This is a genomic window from Lentilactobacillus diolivorans DSM 14421 (genome assembly GCF_001434255.1).
Lineage (GTDB): Bacteria > Bacillota > Bacilli > Lactobacillales > Lactobacillaceae > Lentilactobacillus > Lentilactobacillus diolivorans.
In genome coordinates this window covers 84,966-101,346 of record NZ_AZEY01000023.1, presented here as the reverse complement: position 1 = coordinate 101,346, position 16,381 = coordinate 84,966, and the positions used below count along the sequence as shown (strand labels likewise).

15 protein-coding genes are annotated in these 16,381 nt (G+C 39.3%); 1 reads left to right on the top strand and 14 read right to left on the bottom strand.

Going from position 1 to position 16,381, the window contains the following annotated elements:
- Window positions 1-850: 850 nt before the first annotated feature.
- The 4 genes from FC85_RS15950 to spx all read right to left on the bottom strand — a co-directional run bounded on the left by FC85_RS15950 (window position 851) and on the right by spx (window position 4,037).
- Entirely contained in the window at window positions 851-2,767 is a 1,917-nt protein-coding gene (locus tag FC85_RS15950) for a DUF5776 domain-containing protein (protein ID WP_186825093.1), read from the bottom strand.
- A 425-nt stretch (window positions 2,768-3,192) separates the two neighbouring features.
- Window positions 3,193-3,333 carry a hypothetical protein gene (locus FC85_RS15860; protein WP_147008610.1) on the bottom strand — a complete coding sequence of 47 codons (141 nt, stop codon included), beginning with the start codon at window positions 3,331-3,333 and terminating at the stop codon, window positions 3,193-3,195.
- A gap of 7 nt (window positions 3,334-3,340) precedes the next feature.
- Window positions 3,341-3,589, bottom strand: a complete 249-nt coding sequence (locus FC85_RS02915; RefSeq protein ID WP_057864064.1) for a GlsB/YeaQ/YmgE family stress response membrane protein — start codon at window positions 3,587-3,589, stop codon at window positions 3,341-3,343.
- A 52-nt stretch (window positions 3,590-3,641) separates the two neighbouring features.
- On the bottom strand, window positions 3,642-4,037 hold the full coding sequence (gene spx, locus FC85_RS02910) for a transcriptional regulator Spx (RefSeq protein ID WP_057864063.1): 396 nt from the start codon (window positions 4,035-4,037) through the stop codon (window positions 3,642-3,644).
- 360 nt (window positions 4,038-4,397) lie between these two features.
- Between spx and FC85_RS02905 the strand changes: the two genes are divergently transcribed.
- Window positions 4,398-5,288 (top strand): SDR family oxidoreductase, encoded by an 891-nt coding sequence (locus tag FC85_RS02905; RefSeq protein WP_057864062.1) that lies wholly within the window; start codon window positions 4,398-4,400, stop codon window positions 5,286-5,288.
- Between the two features lie 342 nt (window positions 5,289-5,630).
- On the opposite strand, the gene FC85_RS02900 is transcribed toward FC85_RS02905, so the two are convergent.
- The 10 genes from FC85_RS02900 to FC85_RS02855 all read right to left on the bottom strand — a co-directional run bounded on the left by FC85_RS02900 (window position 5,631) and on the right by FC85_RS02855 (window position 16,378).
- The gene (locus FC85_RS02900) at window positions 5,631-6,029 is read right to left on the bottom strand and encodes a pyridoxamine 5'-phosphate oxidase family protein (RefSeq protein ID WP_057864061.1); all 399 of its coding nucleotides are present in this window, start codon (window positions 6,027-6,029) and stop codon (window positions 5,631-5,633) included.
- Window positions 6,030-6,196: 167 nt separating this feature from the next.
- Window positions 6,197-6,592, bottom strand: coding sequence for a pyridoxamine 5'-phosphate oxidase family protein (locus tag FC85_RS02895; protein WP_057864060.1), 396 nt, complete (start codon window positions 6,590-6,592; stop codon window positions 6,197-6,199).
- Window positions 6,593-6,713: 121 nt separating this feature from the next.
- The gene (locus FC85_RS02890) at window positions 6,714-7,544 is read right to left on the bottom strand and encodes a DegV family protein (protein ID WP_057864059.1); all 831 of its coding nucleotides are present in this window, start codon (window positions 7,542-7,544) and stop codon (window positions 6,714-6,716) included.
- 232 nt (window positions 7,545-7,776) lie between these two features.
- On the bottom strand, window positions 7,777-8,184 hold the full coding sequence (locus FC85_RS02885) for an iron-sulfur cluster biosynthesis family protein (RefSeq protein ID WP_057864058.1): 408 nt from the start codon (window positions 8,182-8,184) through the stop codon (window positions 7,777-7,779).
- Between the two features lie 134 nt (window positions 8,185-8,318).
- Window positions 8,319-8,774 (bottom strand): zinc ribbon domain-containing protein, encoded by a 456-nt coding sequence (locus tag FC85_RS02880; protein ID WP_057864057.1) that lies wholly within the window; start codon window positions 8,772-8,774, stop codon window positions 8,319-8,321.
- A gap of 20 nt (window positions 8,775-8,794) precedes the next feature.
- A complete protein-coding gene (locus FC85_RS02875) occupies window positions 8,795-9,358 on the bottom strand; it encodes a zinc ribbon domain-containing protein (protein ID WP_057864056.1) in 564 nt (187 codons plus the stop codon).
- Between the two features lie 25 nt (window positions 9,359-9,383).
- Window positions 9,384-10,559 (bottom strand): DUF805 domain-containing protein, encoded by a 1,176-nt coding sequence (locus tag FC85_RS02870; protein WP_057864055.1) that lies wholly within the window; start codon window positions 10,557-10,559, stop codon window positions 9,384-9,386.
- 526 nt (window positions 10,560-11,085) lie between these two features.
- A complete protein-coding gene (locus FC85_RS02865) occupies window positions 11,086-12,066 on the bottom strand; it encodes an Ig-like domain-containing protein (RefSeq protein WP_057864054.1) in 981 nt (326 codons plus the stop codon).
- Window positions 12,067-12,919: 853 nt separating this feature from the next.
- Entirely contained in the window at window positions 12,920-14,734 is a 1,815-nt protein-coding gene (locus tag FC85_RS02860; RefSeq protein WP_057864053.1) for a DUF5776 domain-containing protein, read from the bottom strand.
- 276 nt (window positions 14,735-15,010) lie between these two features.
- Window positions 15,011-16,378 carry an MFS transporter gene (locus FC85_RS02855; protein WP_057864052.1) on the bottom strand — a complete coding sequence of 456 codons (1,368 nt, stop codon included), beginning with the start codon at window positions 16,376-16,378 and terminating at the stop codon, window positions 15,011-15,013.
- Between the last annotated feature and the right edge of the window lie 3 nt (window positions 16,379-16,381).

Below are 16,381 nucleotides of genomic sequence, written 5' to 3'. Positions count from 1 at the left end.
CATCAGGATATTGTTCCATAAATCGACTTACTTCTGAAAAATCTTCTTTGTCTAAAACCGATTTAAAAACCAGTTCATTCATTGAGCAGCCGGGGATTATCAGCGGCCATCAACGAAATTGGCATTGCCCTGATGGCTGAAAATTGCCTTTTATCCCGCATTTTCGCTCGGTAACAATCGTATTTAAACTAACAGCGACTAGTCGAAACGATTGTTGTCCCAGCCACCCTTCAATCATTCATCATTTTATTTTATTATTTACTATGGATGAATATGGTTACCGATTCGGCTTGGCCTTGATCTGGCGCTGTGACCCAGCTCCCAATAAGTGTAGCCCTCGATGGCTAATCCAATCAAAATACCTAACACGCAGAAAACTAAAATCGTCAACAAGTTCATAACTTGACAGTCCCTTCCTTTGATTATACCGGTCATTGCCTGATCCGGTACCGTCTTGTTAATTTGCTGCAAATCAAGGATAGATTAAAAGTTCAAAAATGGCAATAGGTCATTTGGGGATTTTACAAAATTATTCTCTCAAAGTAAAAAGTTCGAACCAATATCGTTAAGATACGAGTAACTAACACTAATGCAAAAACGTCATATTATGCAATTAAATATTTAATATGCTTTAATTTTCAGAAATTGTAATTCTATTTAATATTCAATTACATCCGAAACCATATTTTCTAGCCAACTGTTCATTCAAAAATCATTTAGCAACCCAATAAAAAATATACCGGGCATTTTCAAGGTGATAGTTGCTCCTCAAAACGCTTGGTATATTTTTTACACTGATCGCCATTCCCAAAATGGTAATTGGCCTGTCAAAACTTGACTTTCTAACAGCCTATTTCTGAATGACAAACTTCTTGTTGGCTGTGATATAGTGGCCGTTAGTCAACTGATAACGGGTCGCTAATTTATATTTGATCACTTTTTTAACCTTTAATAAAGCACCTTTTTTAAAATGGGTTACCTTTTGTGTTAAAGAAGTCTTCCGATAAGAATTAAGCCCCTTACGATTGATAACCGTTACCTTGTTGCTCTTAGGAGTTGAGCGGTAATAAACAGGAATGACATATTTAGCGCTCGCTGTGATATATCCTTTGGTTCCCTTTACGTATTTACGGGTATACGGATTATATTGTTGAACGCGATATCTCAGTTTACCTGCATTGTCCCGCTGGTATCCCTTAACAATGAACTGAGGACGGTTAATCCGCTTAGCCTTTGAGTACCACTTAACTCGATTATCACGCTTAAAATCAGCCTTCTTATATAATCCAATTTTCTTCGTGGCATAAACCGATTCACCTTTGACGGCTACCTGGCCGTTACCGACCTCTGGTGTCACACTGGTACTACCATTGGTATCAGTGGTCTCGCCAGGATTGGTCGTTTGATTTGAATTATTATTACCACTCGTACTACCACCACCGGAAGTGTTACCACCTTTAACCGTGACTGTAATTGTCTTTGAAACATTGTCTGGACCACACTTATACGTAATCTGATATTGACCAGGTACAGATGAATTCACCTTTCCGGTTACCGTAACATCCTTAGAAGCTAAATCAACCGGCTTACCGTTATGATCAAGAATCGTTGCATTATCAGCAGGCTTCCAAGCACTTCCTTGGCTGATTGTTGAATCATGGGCATCAACGACCTTACGCAGCTCGATATAAAGCGTGCCAACCCCATCTATTTGTCCAGGACTAACGGGCTTTCCGGTCTCTGGGTCAATAATCGTTGCACCTGGGATCGTATTATAGGTATAGTAGTCCATTAACTGACTTGGGTTAGTGCCCTGTTTAACCGCAACTGAGTAACCAACGTTTCGAACCGAATCCTTAATCGCATCAAGTTGAATGAAATACAAAGCACCTGTATAGTATGGCGTATTATTATTTACAGTCGCATTTTGAAAATCAACTTCGTTACTGCCACTTGGAAAGTTGTTAATCCTTATTTCATGATTAGCATTCATCTTTGGCATATGTTGCTGAATATCATTCGGCAACATATTGTACGTGCCGTTTGCATTCCTGGTTGTGGCAAGGTATCTGCCCGTACTATCCAGTGGACTGTTACCATCATTGTCGGTCATTAATTTGCCAAATCGATAATAACTATAAAATTCTTTGTAAGGGTCATAAAAGAAGTTTCCAATATTAAAAGTATCATTTACCTTAACGGAGTCCGGATCTTGAATCTTCATTGGAATGATCAATTTGTACTCTTGATAAGCTGGTAAAGTTCCAGTAATATTAAATGCCCTCAAAGCAGTAGGATCAGAATTATGATCATCAACATACGAAAACCATCGAGTGGTTAGTCCGTTTTGGGTTGTTGAAGAATACTGATCAGTTGCAACAACCGGAGAGTTTGGATTCATCCATCTTGGTAAGAAGACTTCATAACTTCCAATTTTTACGGCTTCACTAGTCGTATTTTTAATAGTAACCTCCTGACTAATCGAATTCACTCGAGTTGCATCAATAATCGCATTACTCGATTGATTAGTACCGATAAGCCGAGGATACGGTCCTGACTGCCCGTTAACAATCAACTGAGTATTAAATTCAATTCCCTTATCACTCAAAACGCCTTGTGGGCTATTAGGACCGGTATAAGTATACATCGCCGGAGTATCATCAGCTGACACCTGTCGCCCCATAACAGCCGTAAACAACAGAAAAGTAACTGCTACCAATATCAGCTTGATAAATCGCCATTTTTTCCCAAAAAGTTTTGTGTTCATTTTTAATTCCCCCTAAATCTAATCAATCACGCTAATTTCTACAATGTCATCCCCTATTTAACCAATTTTCATAACAACAAACATACTATTAAATTCAACTTGACATTCTGAATTAAAGCGCTTCATTGAATCTACTTACAGTGTAACAGAGGTACTTAAATCAGCAAATTATTTAGACTTTTTATATCGATTAAGTTATATTTAGTTGCCCCGATATGATGATTTATAAAGTGCATTTGCGATTTATGACCCGGTCCACTAACTATCCTTACTCGGATTTCAAAAGGGTCCTTGCGTGTTACTAACCAAAATGATTAGCAGCAAAACAAGGACCCACTTTTAATTTCATGATATCTCGTTTCTTATTTCAAATCTCTACTGAACATCTACGGATTGACATTTCGATTAAACCTCGCAGATATCATTTATCGATGAATCTTTCCCTGTAATTTATCACCAAAGGAATCAATCTTTTTAGCCGCAAACACCGTGCCGCCAAGTAACACACCACCAACAATCAACGTACTGGCAACCATAAATTTAAATACACTTTTTAACGCATCCATTATGAGATCACCGATTTCCTTTCCTGACGAACCATGACACAACTAAGACTAGAATAATCGCACCAATCAACGAGGGAATAATCGCCATCCCAGCTAGACTCGGTCCCCATGACCCTAAAAGTCCCTGACCAATTGCGGAACCGACTAACCCTGCGACAATATTGGCGATCCAACCCATTGACTGCCCATTGTTGGTAATTGCACCAGCTAACGCACCAATTATGGCACCAACAATTAATGCCCAAATAAATCCCATCGGTCATTCCTCCTTATTCGTAAGTTGAAGCGCTCGGTTTATGTTCAATTAATCAGCACGTTTTTGCCAACAAAGTCTTAAATTCATCCTTACGCAATTCCCTTGGCAAAAAGCTGCGAATCTCATCTTCATTAAAGCCAATCTGAAGCTTCTCATGATCAACTAGAATTGGTCGTTTTAAGATTTGGGGATGTGCCACCAATAGCTCGATAAACTGTGATAAGTGTAATTTCTCAATCCCCACATTCAATCTTTTAAACGTCTCAGATTGTCTGGAAACCAAATCCCAGCAACCATTTTCCGTCAAAGAGAGTAACTCCTTGATCTCATCACCATTCAACGGATGTCGGGCCATGTTTCGCTCATTAAATGGAATATCATGATCAACTAGCCATTTTCGGGCTTTGCGACTAGAAGTACTGCTTGGTGTAATCAACAAACTCAGCATAAACATACTTCCTTTCCTTAAAAAGGTCATTGCGGTGTTGAACCATTAATTCATAGTCACGTAACATTTTATTGATTATCATGCTATTACAGTAATCTTTATATGTCAAGCATTAAACTTATATGTGGTCAATGATTTACTAATCGATTTAAATAATGCCGTATTAGCAATCAAAAAAGTTGACTATCTATCGGTTTTTGCAATATACTAATTTGCAATCATCATATTTAGGGGTGTTGCAGCTGAATTAACATTCCGGATCATAACAGGATATGATGATATGTCATCTCTTAAAAGTTACTTTCTCAGTTAACTCAATGATCAACGATGCTACTAAAAGATGATAGGAGGTTTTAACGAATGAGTGATGAGTCACTAATCAATCCATTAACTAAATATTTTAACCAAGATTATCCAAATCAATCTCAGCCAGAACCGGGTTTGGAATCCAAATTAGATCCCAAACCGGACGCTGGTGAAGATTCCTACCAAGGTTCCGGCCAATTAAAGGGTCGCAAGGCATTAATAACGGGCGGTGATTCAGGAATTGGTCGGGCAACTGCTATCGCCTACGCTCGTGAAGGTGCTGATGTCGCAATTAATTATTTGCCTGAAGAGGAATCAGACGCCCAAGAGGTTAAAACCCTGATTGAAAAAGCTGGGCAAAAAGTCGTCCTAATTGCGGGCGATCTTAAATCCGAAGCTTTCAATCAGAAACTGGTTGATCAGGCCGCTGACGAACTTGGCGGTCTGGATATTTTAGCCTTGATTGCTGGTAAACAACAGGCAGCTGGTGACATTACCAAGCTATCAACAAAGCAAATCAAGGAAACCTTTGAAACTAATGTTTATCCCATTTTTTGGATGGTCAAAGCCGCTATGAAATACCTTAAACCAGGAGCTTCAATTATTACCACGACTTCAATCCAGGCCTACAACCCATCACCGTATTTACTGGATTATGCGACAACCAAAGGTGCGATTCGGACACTGACCCAAGCACTGTCGAGACAGCTGGCCGATAAGGGTATTCGGGTTAATACGGTCGCACCAGGGCCAATTTGGACGCCATTACAAGTGGTTGGCGGACAACCTCAAGCAAGCATTCCCAAGTTCGGGCAATCCAAACCCCTCAAACGTGCTGGTCAACCCATTGAATTAGCACCGGTTTATGTATTCCTCGCCTCTGATAAGGCCAGTTATGTCACCGGTCAAAGCTATGGCGTCACCGGTGGTGATTTTACCAACTAATTCCATATAAGGGGATTGCTTTAAATTGCCTTGGGATACCAAAGTTTAACCATTCAAATAACTCTGAGACTTAAATTGCGATCTGAGTTAATTGATTTAACCACGAAAGTCCATTTCGCTTTTTAAAATAAAAATCAGAGTGAAACAAAAGGCGTTAACTTCCAGAGTACAACTGGATTATCCGAATATTCCGGACTTGAATATTTGGATAATTCGGTTGTACGGCAGGAAGTTGCCTTTTATCTCACGTTTCGACTCGGTAATAATCGTGATTACACAAATAGGGGCTGGGACAAAATTACTTTTGTCCCAGCCCCATTTTTTCATAACCGGAAAACCCCATTAGGCAATCTGTGTTCCGGCTTCCAAATTATTATCCAATTTATAAATCCGTTCAACGTCAATTACAACAACGGCTGCTCTTGGGAATTTTTCATAAATCTTGGTTGGATCTAAAATTTTCTTAGCAAACGCATCATCTTCGTGAATTTGCACCGAACCTTCAAAGCGAAAACCCTTTTGTGCCGGCCGATCCGCAACTGCCACGGCAGCCGAACCATTTCGCTTTAAATTGTGATAAGCATGGCGAAAAGTGTGCTCAAAATAAATCAAATGAGTTTCGTCTAAGACATGCAACGAACCTTTGGGACCAACTTGAGGCAAACCTGCTTCATTAGTTGTCGCTAAAAACGGTAATTGATTATTTACCATATCTTGCATTTCTTTAGTTAACACTGCCATTTGAATTCCTCCTTGTTAAGTCTGATTATTTTATTCTAACCAGCATGAATGAGAAATTGCCAATTTGCGAACTGCTAATTTTAACAACCAGAAAATTAAATGGGTAAAAAGCATTCTAACCAACGAAAATGAGCGTTACTCAGTGCCGCAGATATCTCACTAATCAACTAAAATAATCGAGTTCCGGCATCTAAGTCGTTATTCAGTCGATAGATTCGCTCAACGTTAATGACGACGACCACCACTCTGGGAAATCGTTCACGGATTGTGGTCGGCGCCAGAACCTCTTCAGCCAAAGGATCACCTTCGTGAATTTCGGCAGAACCCTCAAAGCGAAAGCCACTTTCTACCGTTCGGTTGGCAACTGCAACCGCTGCTAAGCCCGTTTCCTTCATATTGTGGTAAGCGTGCCGAAACGTATGCTCGTAATAAACCAATTGACCATCTTTTAATACCCGGAGAGTTCCCTCAGGGCCGATTTGAGGAAGGCCAGCCTTACTGGTCGTTGCCAAAAAAGGTAGCTGATCCTCGATCATATCACGCATGTCTTTAGTAAACACCATTACAACTCATTCCTCCTAATTTTGCTAACTGATCCTATTTTAATGAGTTTGAATCTAAAATTGCCAGTTTCCGATCTGCAAATTTTGATTTGATATTGAAAAGGTTTCACAACTCAAATTTTTAAACAAAGATCACCGCAAAGCCTTTAGGACCAACGTGAGTCATAATCGTCGGGCTGGTCAACTCGTTCATAATTTCTAAATCCGGCCGCGCCTGTTTAAGTTCAGCCGCAATTCGATCCGTATCCACGTGACTATCAACGTAGGAAAGCCCCACTCGAGTAATCTGATGGTCATTAATAATTTGGTTCACAACTTGGGTAACCATTTTTTGCATCCCTTTTTCGCCGCGTGCTTTGTGAATGACTTTTAATTTACCGGCCGGCATCCCTAATTCCAGCTTTAATTTGATCAACGTCGAAACAAAGCCAACTGCTCGATTAGCCCGGCCGCCCTTTACCAAATAATCTAAGCTATTCACAAAACAAGTTAATGTAATTTTCGCAAGGTAGGCAGTTAAGGCCGCAACGATAGTCTTTAAGTCCGACTGAGTCTTGATTAACTCGGCAGCTTTTAGAACCGCGAAACCCAATCCCCGGTCAGTCAGCCCACTGTCGACAACCTCAATCGGTGCTGATACTTGTTTGGCCGCCATTTGAGCCGTTTGAACAGTGCCGCTTAAGACCGATCCAATGTGAATCGAGATAATTTGATCGCCAGGGTTCGCAAGCCGCCGGTAAGTTTCAATAAACTGACCCATCGATGGCTGACTGGTCTTGGGAAACTCTTGATCTTCCTTTAAACGTCGCGAAAATTCATCTCGACTAATATCAATCCGGTCCCGGTAGTGCTGCCCTTCAAGTGTCACCGTCAATGGGACAACAGTAATTTGATGCGCTTTGATTTCTTCGCTTGTCAGTTGGGCAGTTGAGTCAGTCACAATATGGATCATACACAATTCTCCTTTGATAAATGAAAAGAGAACCGACAGTTTGTCGATCCCCCGCCATTAATATTTATTTTGGTATCATTAGTAATAAAACCATTACGAATCTTTGTTGGCTACATTGTATCACCAAACAAGGGACATTCGCCGACTTCGAACAAGATAAACAAAAAAAGTTTCCAACTCACCACCTGGTTGGTCGTGAATCAGAAACTTGCTCTTTTTGAACGATTTTATTCTAGCAAATTTGTTGACTAAGTGCCTTCTGTTCCGCCGTTTGTTCTGCATCAGTCTGATTAAGGACTTGATCAGCATCTTGGACAGAGACGGCCCCATCGAGAATGCCGCTGTCATCTTTAAGGACCAATGCATTATGTGAAAAATCAAGTGTCAGACCTGAGCCCAAAAACGTTCGCTCGCCAACAGATGTGAATAAATGAAGGCCTTGGTTATTATCTACTGGGATTCGATAATCATTATCTTGTTTGCTGGTTGCAACAATTTGGAATTTATCACCAATCGCGCAACTACCGCCGACTTTGGAATATTTATTAGAGCCATCGTCAGTTGCCAAAAATAAGTTCTTGGTGGTATCGATTCGGTTAGCCAAATAGGTTTTGGCAGTATCTTTAATTGTTAGTTTCAATTGAATCCCTCCAAGTATCATTGTTGGTTGATTTAAATTGTGCACAATTTAAATCTCACTTACATCATACAACGTCCAACGTGGGGATGCAATTTGTAAAAATACTCAGACCGATTAAAAACTCAAATGAGTAACTAACTATTTAGCGCAGCCCCAAGCAGAAATCCGGTAATCCCAATTGCAACCGACATCACAATTAAAATTGTACCTTTATTCCTGGACTGCTCGTTTTTGGTCAGTAAAACGCCAAAAACAACACCACCGGCACCAAAAATAATTGGAAATAAAAATAGCGAAATCACCGCGCAAATCCAACCAAACGTTAAATATAAGTTGGTATTCCGATCGTTTCCAGCACTGGTTGCATTTGAGTTCTGAGAAGATGTCGGTTGCGAATATTGAGGTTGCTGTTGGTTTGTATATTGATTGCCATTGTTGGCATGATTTGCCGGCTGGGAACTTCCAGCTGGATTTGGCGCGGTCTGATTTGACACCGTGACGTTAATTTTTTGACCGCATTTAGGACAAAATACCGAACTGGCAGCAATTTTGCTGCCGCAATTTGGACAATAGATGGTTTTATTTTCCATAAATCTATTTTTCTCCCCAATTAGTAACTATTTTTGTTCTTTTGTTTCAAATGTCGAAATCCTTGGGCTTGCCAGGAATGTCCAACTAACAACTTTGGTGTCGAAAACTTAACAAGTGTATCATTTATTTTAATGGAAACTGTATTCTCTAAAAGGCCGGTCCGGACTGAGAATTCTTGAATGCACTCATTCTTTATAAAACGATTTTTTCCAGAAAACAGACCCTTAACAGAAACCGCTAAAAACAGCAACCCATTTTGTTCAAAACAAACGATAAAGCTCACGCCTGCCAAAATTTCAGCAATCCTTTCGATTGGATTATAGAAATGTTTGTTTTGAACATAAAGAATAGCGCTAGGCCGTCCAATAAATCCAAGTTTACGACGATAGACCATAATTCGAGCATAATTAAAATCCGAATCTAGCCCACTAGCCCTTTCTACAGGAATTGATTCAGGTACTGACTGAGGCTGCTTGGTAAGTTGTTTAGCAGGTTGCTTACTGCCACAATTTGGACAAAAATTATCAGAAATTGAAATTTGGGAACCACAATTAATACAAAATTTAAAATTTTGATCAACCAATTTTCATCCTCCTATCTGTGATCTCTTACATATCATCGCTAGTATTGTATTCAACTTGTCCATTATAGACATCCAAAAAAATTCGGTCTGAGTCATCAGGATTGGGAACAACAATTCTACTATAGCGTTTCCCTTTATTCTTTGCTAACCATGCTGATTCATTCGTCGCACTTCTAACCAATGACTTCCAAATAGCGACTTCAGAATCATTTAGGCCTTGCATTACACGCGAATTACCGCTTAAATGGATTGCCGTCTCACCACGACTATTATCCCACCGGACACTAGGACTATCATAGTCATCAGAATCCTCATCAGTAACCTTTTGCTCTATATCACGTGCAGCTTGGGAACCTGTAAACCCAAAAGCGTAATTGGTTGACGTACCATACTCGCTTCGAATTAAACGCTGATTTGCCGTGCTTAGGGAAACGCCGGTCCAAAGAAATAAAACCACCAATATCGGCCAAGAATACCACTTTTTTACCCAAAGAATATTTGAACTCGACATTGGAAACCTATTCATTGAAGTCCCCTTTGAGCATAGGAATACCAGCAAAATAACCCCACCCGCAATCGGGAAAAAAGACCAGCAGTAATTCCAACCGCTCCGATTGGTATCATGAAGTCGTCTGATATTAGCTGTAAAACATGCAACCCATAAAAGCGAAAAAATTGCTGAACTAACAAGAATAATGCCAAATAAGATTGGCCGTTGAACATCGTCATTAAGTGAATAAAGTGCCAACGGCTTATCTACAGCAATGGTACATATCAGGATTTCAAGTACTGTAAAGATCAACGCAGTCGATAGCATTGCCCACCAAAAATCAGCCCGACTCATTCGGTGATTAATCGTAAATGCATCCCTCAGTAAAAGTTTGAATGAATTAATAAAACCTGGTGCAAGCTGATTTTTGTTGGCATTAGCCCGACTGTACTGGTCTTGGGGCGTAACTTGACTCTGGTTACTGCCAGCAGACGCAGTTTGACTTGTAAACATTCCTTGAGCTGGACCAGGATCACTAGCTAATCCCTCACCAGTAGTATCTTTTTGATTGATTTGACCCCGATCATTTGCCTGTGGTTGAACTTTTTCATCCGACAAAGGTGGCTGTTTAAAACCACACTTTGGACAAAATTTTGACGACCTCGGCATCTGACTGCCACAATTTGGGCAAAATTTAGTTGCTTGATCCATGAATACCCCTCCAATGTCATTTTCTTAAATAAATTCCCACTTTGTAAAAAACAACTTTCCAATATCAACCATGATTTACGCCTAAATATGTTCTAATATGTATTTCTCACAAGAACCAACCATTAAAGTAGCGCTCTATGCAACCGGAAAGTATTCCCATAACTTATTAATACAAAAAAGATTGACCAGCTAAACAAATTCAACGGACCAGTTGATACGTGTCAAAGACAGTTTTAACGCCTTTTCTCATAACCTCCTAAGATATCAAAATATTAGTACAATATTATTATTGTTGTTTGTTAATATTTTGTCAATCCATTTATGAAAGTGGGTGAAAGGAAGATTGCAATGTCATTATTCAGCTGTGAAGAATCCGGTTCCTGTTTACCACAGTCAAAAAATGGAAGTCCAATAATCAATGAGCTTCCATTTTTTGACTTAATTAAATTAATAAGTTGTAATTTATCCTTACAGATTTATACAGGCCTTTATTCACTTAAACAACATCAGGCAAAATTAGTGTTAATCAATTTGTTCTGTAACTGCCAATATAAGTATGACCCTTTCCCAACTCATCTTGGGTTTGCAAGACAATCTGATCCCCACTTTTGAAAAATGATTTACTTATCCCATCTAAATTGGAGTCATTGTATTTAGCATCAATTAAATGTTCACCATTGTTATAATCCAATCCCGTTTTATTCTGTTGTGCATAATTTGCAAATATGTTTTTAGCATAGGCAAATTTAGATCCATTGGTAATCCATATCTGGTTAAGTAATTGTTTTAATGTTCCCGTTTCATAATATTTAATGATCAAATCTTTATCATAGTTAACACGACTCCATACATTATCAGAATTCGATAATTTGCTAAGTTCTCCCTCACTGACCAACACAGGAGTACTAAATGACTGCCTATTAAACGTGACAATTATAAGGGTAACACCATCTCTTTTAGGTACCACCTTCCCATCAGAAGATACTGAAGCTACATTTGAATCAGAGGACGACCACTTAATTCCTTTGTAACTAACATTCTTCACATTAAATTCAGGAACAAGCTTAAAACTTGTCCCGATTGGGGAAGTATGATAAATCGAGTTGCTCGATGAAGTGATCGCATTAGGATTATAAATATTCCTAACAAAAATCTTCCTAACCCTTATGTAATGTGTAATGGTAAAATTATACCCTGCTTTATCCTTAACGTGGTAAACAACAACATACCTACCCGGCTTTTCAGTGTTAACGTAATCTTTCACAGAAAATTTAACTTTGTCAGGCTTTGTATAGTAATAGATCATGCCTTTATATGGATCAAACCGTGTATTTTCGTTGATAGTCGAATATTTAAATCGTAGACGCGGTTTATCAATCCGGTGGCCACCTAATTTCTTTATTGAAGCATAAACTGATTGAGGATGAATCTCTTCTTTTATTGTGGCTATTGAGATCCCTACCATCAATACCATCATTTCAATCATTATCCATCTAACTATTTTCATAACTAACCCTTCCTAGTTTTATTTTCAATGAAATACTTTCTAATCTGACAAAATATTATAAGTACACCTATCAAAAGCGGCCAACGCGGTCAGACACTTTATAAAACAAATGATGCCGGTCACCTCTTGGAATATACGCTATTTTCTTATTGTGGCTTACTTCATATTAGTATATTCAAACCCAACATGAGAAAAGAAGTTCATAATTACAGTTCCCTAAATATTCGTAATGCAAATCATAAGTAGCACCAGCCACATCCTGAATCTTTGTATTTCTTCTGACGAGTATATCCCACACACAGCCCATTAGTACTTCTATCACCAATTGTGAAATATGTTCGTAGATAATACCAACTAATCCTTATATGCTGCGTATTTCGCTACATTTTTTCTTTCAAGTTCCGTGCAAAAATGATGGACTACCTTTATGTTAAGCAATGGGCATTGCAGTCTCTGCCGAACCTACGAAAAAGCTCAGGCTTAAAAATGTTTCCAATAATATTCCAAGAAGTAGCTTCTCAGTCCTCGTCAAGTTAACCCCTCCTCCGATAACAATTTAAACATAATTCAATTATAGTCTAAAAAATGAACAGGAAATTTTGAATTTATATTTTTTCCATTTATCGTCTATTACTCAAACAGTTTCAAGATCGTTAATAATTTATCTATTGAAGAATACCCATCCCCACGCTTCAGTATAATATGATAATCTTTACGATTTTTTATCGCTCATAGATTTCTTACTCAAGTCTTTCACCGCTCAAAAAAGACTGAATCACAATAAAGCAAGTAAATTCAGCCTTTGTATACGATAAATATAAGCTCGCTAAATGATCGTCAAAGTTAAATCAGCTTACGAGGTCTTCAACGAAACAAACTTCTTATTACCAGTAATATAATGTCCATTATTCAACACATACCGAGTTGCCATGCCATCATGAACAACTGCTTTAACGCGGACTGATGTTCCTCGTTTCAAGTGTTGAACTCGATTATGTTTGGCAAGTAGTCGACTTTGAGATTCATAAACACCTTTAGGGTTAATGACTGTCAACTTACGATACTTACCTGACTGCCAATACAGTAAGCCGATATTTTTCTCATTAGTCGTAATATAGCCACCGGCAACTTTGTAACGCCAACGGCCTTGCGCATTTTTGATTGCTTTGTTAACTGTAAAGACCGATACTTTGTAACGCGGTTGTTTGACGTATTTTCGAATTCGCTGAGACTTTTTAAAGTTGACCGTTCGATACTTATAAACCGTCGTTTTAGCATAAACTTTAAATGGAAAGGCGTATTTGACCTCAACTGGTTGACCTGGCGTTGTGGGAGTTGGCGTTGAAGTATCGGGAACCGGCATTGCTGGTGTTAATGGTGTGGCAGGGATTGTTGATCCGATTTGATTATTCACATATTCAAAAGTAATCGTCATCGGTACTTTAGAATATGTCCCAGTTAAAGACCCGACCACTCGATTAAACGCATACCCGTTAATTACTAGTTGATAGTTGGAAACGTTATAGCTTGTTCCCGGATAGCCACTAAATATTTGCGGGTTGGCAATTTGATTACCAGATTGATCAATGTATGCCAACGTAATGGTTTGCTTGGGAGCGGGAACTTGTTGCCAAACCAAGGTTTCGGTTTTACTACGAGGCTTAGCTAAATAATCTTTTAATGCCTGACGACTTTTTAAAACAGTTCCAGTTGGATTATGACCATCGACACTTGTTCCAGTCTCAACCCAATTTGAACCATTATTTTGAAAGATAGCACCGGGAAAGTTCGAATCGGTAAATGACACCGGATTTGCGGCGGTACCCGGAGCATCCGGCAATCCAGCGACCTTCAAATTTTCATTTTCAGATGGGTCAGTAATTACTGTATCAGGCCCTAACGTTATTTTCCAAAGATTCTTAAGAAGAAAGTCGATTTCTCCTCCCGCCATTCCCAGCATATAAGTAGTTCCAGATTCATTATTATCAATATTTTTAACTGCATTTCGAGTGTCAAAGCTTGATAAATCAAGTGATTCTAATTGAGTCGCACCGGCAAACATTCCCTTCATCGAAACAACATTTTCGGTATCAAAGCTGGATACATTTAACGACTTCAATGCGGCATCTCCCATAAACATCGAAGTCATATCAGTCACATTTTTGGTGTTAAAGCTGGACAGATTCAATGAAGTTAGTGCCGTATCATTCATAAACATCGCGGTCATATTAGTCACATTTGATGTATCAATTCCCTTCTCAAAGGTGATCGCTGTTACACTGGTCATCCCCGCAAAAAGGTTCGTTGAGTCTTCAGGCAATTTAACACCCTTTTCAACGTGAATTGCTGTAATCTTCCCCTCGGAAAATAGCGTTTTAAGGCCATCCGGTTGCGTGCCGGTTAATTGACCTGCCTTAATGGTTAGCAACCCATTGTTTAGGTTCAAAGAACAATTTCCCCATTGATAGCCTAGATCTCCATCAACCTTGGAACTGGGACTTATGGTCTGATCCTGTTTGATTGAGGATCCCACAACGGTTGAATTTGAATCAGCGAATGCGGTTAATCCAGCACCCATCGTAATCGTTACCCCCACGACTGCCGTTAGTAAACCAACACGCCAACCTTTTGCACACCTTTTAAGAATGAATAAGTGGTTGATTCTCAACTAAACCCCTCCAATTCTAATTGATAAGAACTCGCTAAATAGTTAACCTTCTATTAACAATCGTAGCGTTCACATGCTTAAACTTCAACCTGGTCAACTAATTTTCATTATGAAATACTAAGAGCGCAATTACTATTTTTATGCCTGACTGACACCATTAACATTGGTTTTTAAGCCTAAAAGATCCCATGAAATTAACTAGAACTAACTGTTAATTCCATGGGATCTTAATCGTGTACCCGTTTTCCTGCCACTCACATTGGGGTGCAAAAATAATTAGTCATTATCTTTGCGAGCGGCAAGGTCCCGCATGATTGCCGGATATTTTTTATCAAGATTGTACATGAGCAATAACACAATTTGTAAAATGTAAATGACAATTGGAATATAGATAAAGAGTTGGTAGATCGAGTTCATGGCACTGGATGGTTGGGCTGATAAAGCGCCATTATAACGACCCCAGGCTAGAACCCAGCCGGTTAAAGCAGTTCCAAGACCAACACCAACCTTTTGACCAAGGCTGCCACCACTGTACAGCAAGCCTTCAACTCGAACGTGAGTCTTCCACTCACCATATTCAATCGTATCTGGGAACATTGCCCAAACCCCACCGAGGATTGGGACTTGGCCAACCCCTTTAATAATTTGGGAAGTCATAACAACCGCAAAATTATCAGGTGAGATCAATGTGAACAGATAACCAAAGATACTTAAGATGGATCCCCAAAGCATCACTTTAGTCTTCCCATATCTAACAAACAGATGGGAAACGAAGATAAAGCCGATTAGGACTGGTGCCAAGTAACCAATCGTTAACACACCAACCAAGGAATCGTTATGCAGTACATACTTTGCATAATAAATCGTACTCCCCTGATTTAAAGCATAGCCAATACTATATATAATGAAGAAAACTGTTGCGATCCACCAATACTTATTCTTGAAAATCGCATTGAGACTCACTTTGAGTGGAATCTTCTTAGCTGCAACAACTTGAACCCGTTCCTTTTGTGATTTAAAAACGACCATAAACAATAGCACTGAAATTGCTGATAGAATCGTGTAAGTGATTACCCAACTTAACTGCTTGTTACCAAAGAAATCAACCATTGGCATCGTCGCGTTAGTCACAATTAGAACTCCCACTTGGGCCATGAACATCCGAAACAGGTTAAATTTCTCACGCTGATGTTGATCCCGCGTCACCAATGAATTCAACGTCCCATAAGGAATTGCAATTGACGAGAAGGCAATCATCAACAAATTATAGGATAGGAAGATATAAACGATTTTGGCAACTTCCGACCAGCCGGCTGGCACAGCAAAAATTGAAATTGTCAGAATCGCAAAGGGTAAGGCCCCAAATAGTAACCAGGGTCGGGTTTTGCCCCAACGGCTATGCGTTTTATCGACTAAACCGCCGACAACTACATCGATAATCCCGTCAAACGAACGGGAAAATAACATTAAAGTTCCAATAATTCCTGCCGAAATTCCAATCACATCAGTGTAGAAAAAGACAACGAACATGCCTAACGAAGCAAAGGTGAAATTAATCGCCATATCGCCAAATCCAAAGCCAACATAATCTTTAAAGCCAAGATTTTCTTTAAATGAAACTGCTTTTTGATGTGTAGCGTCCATTCA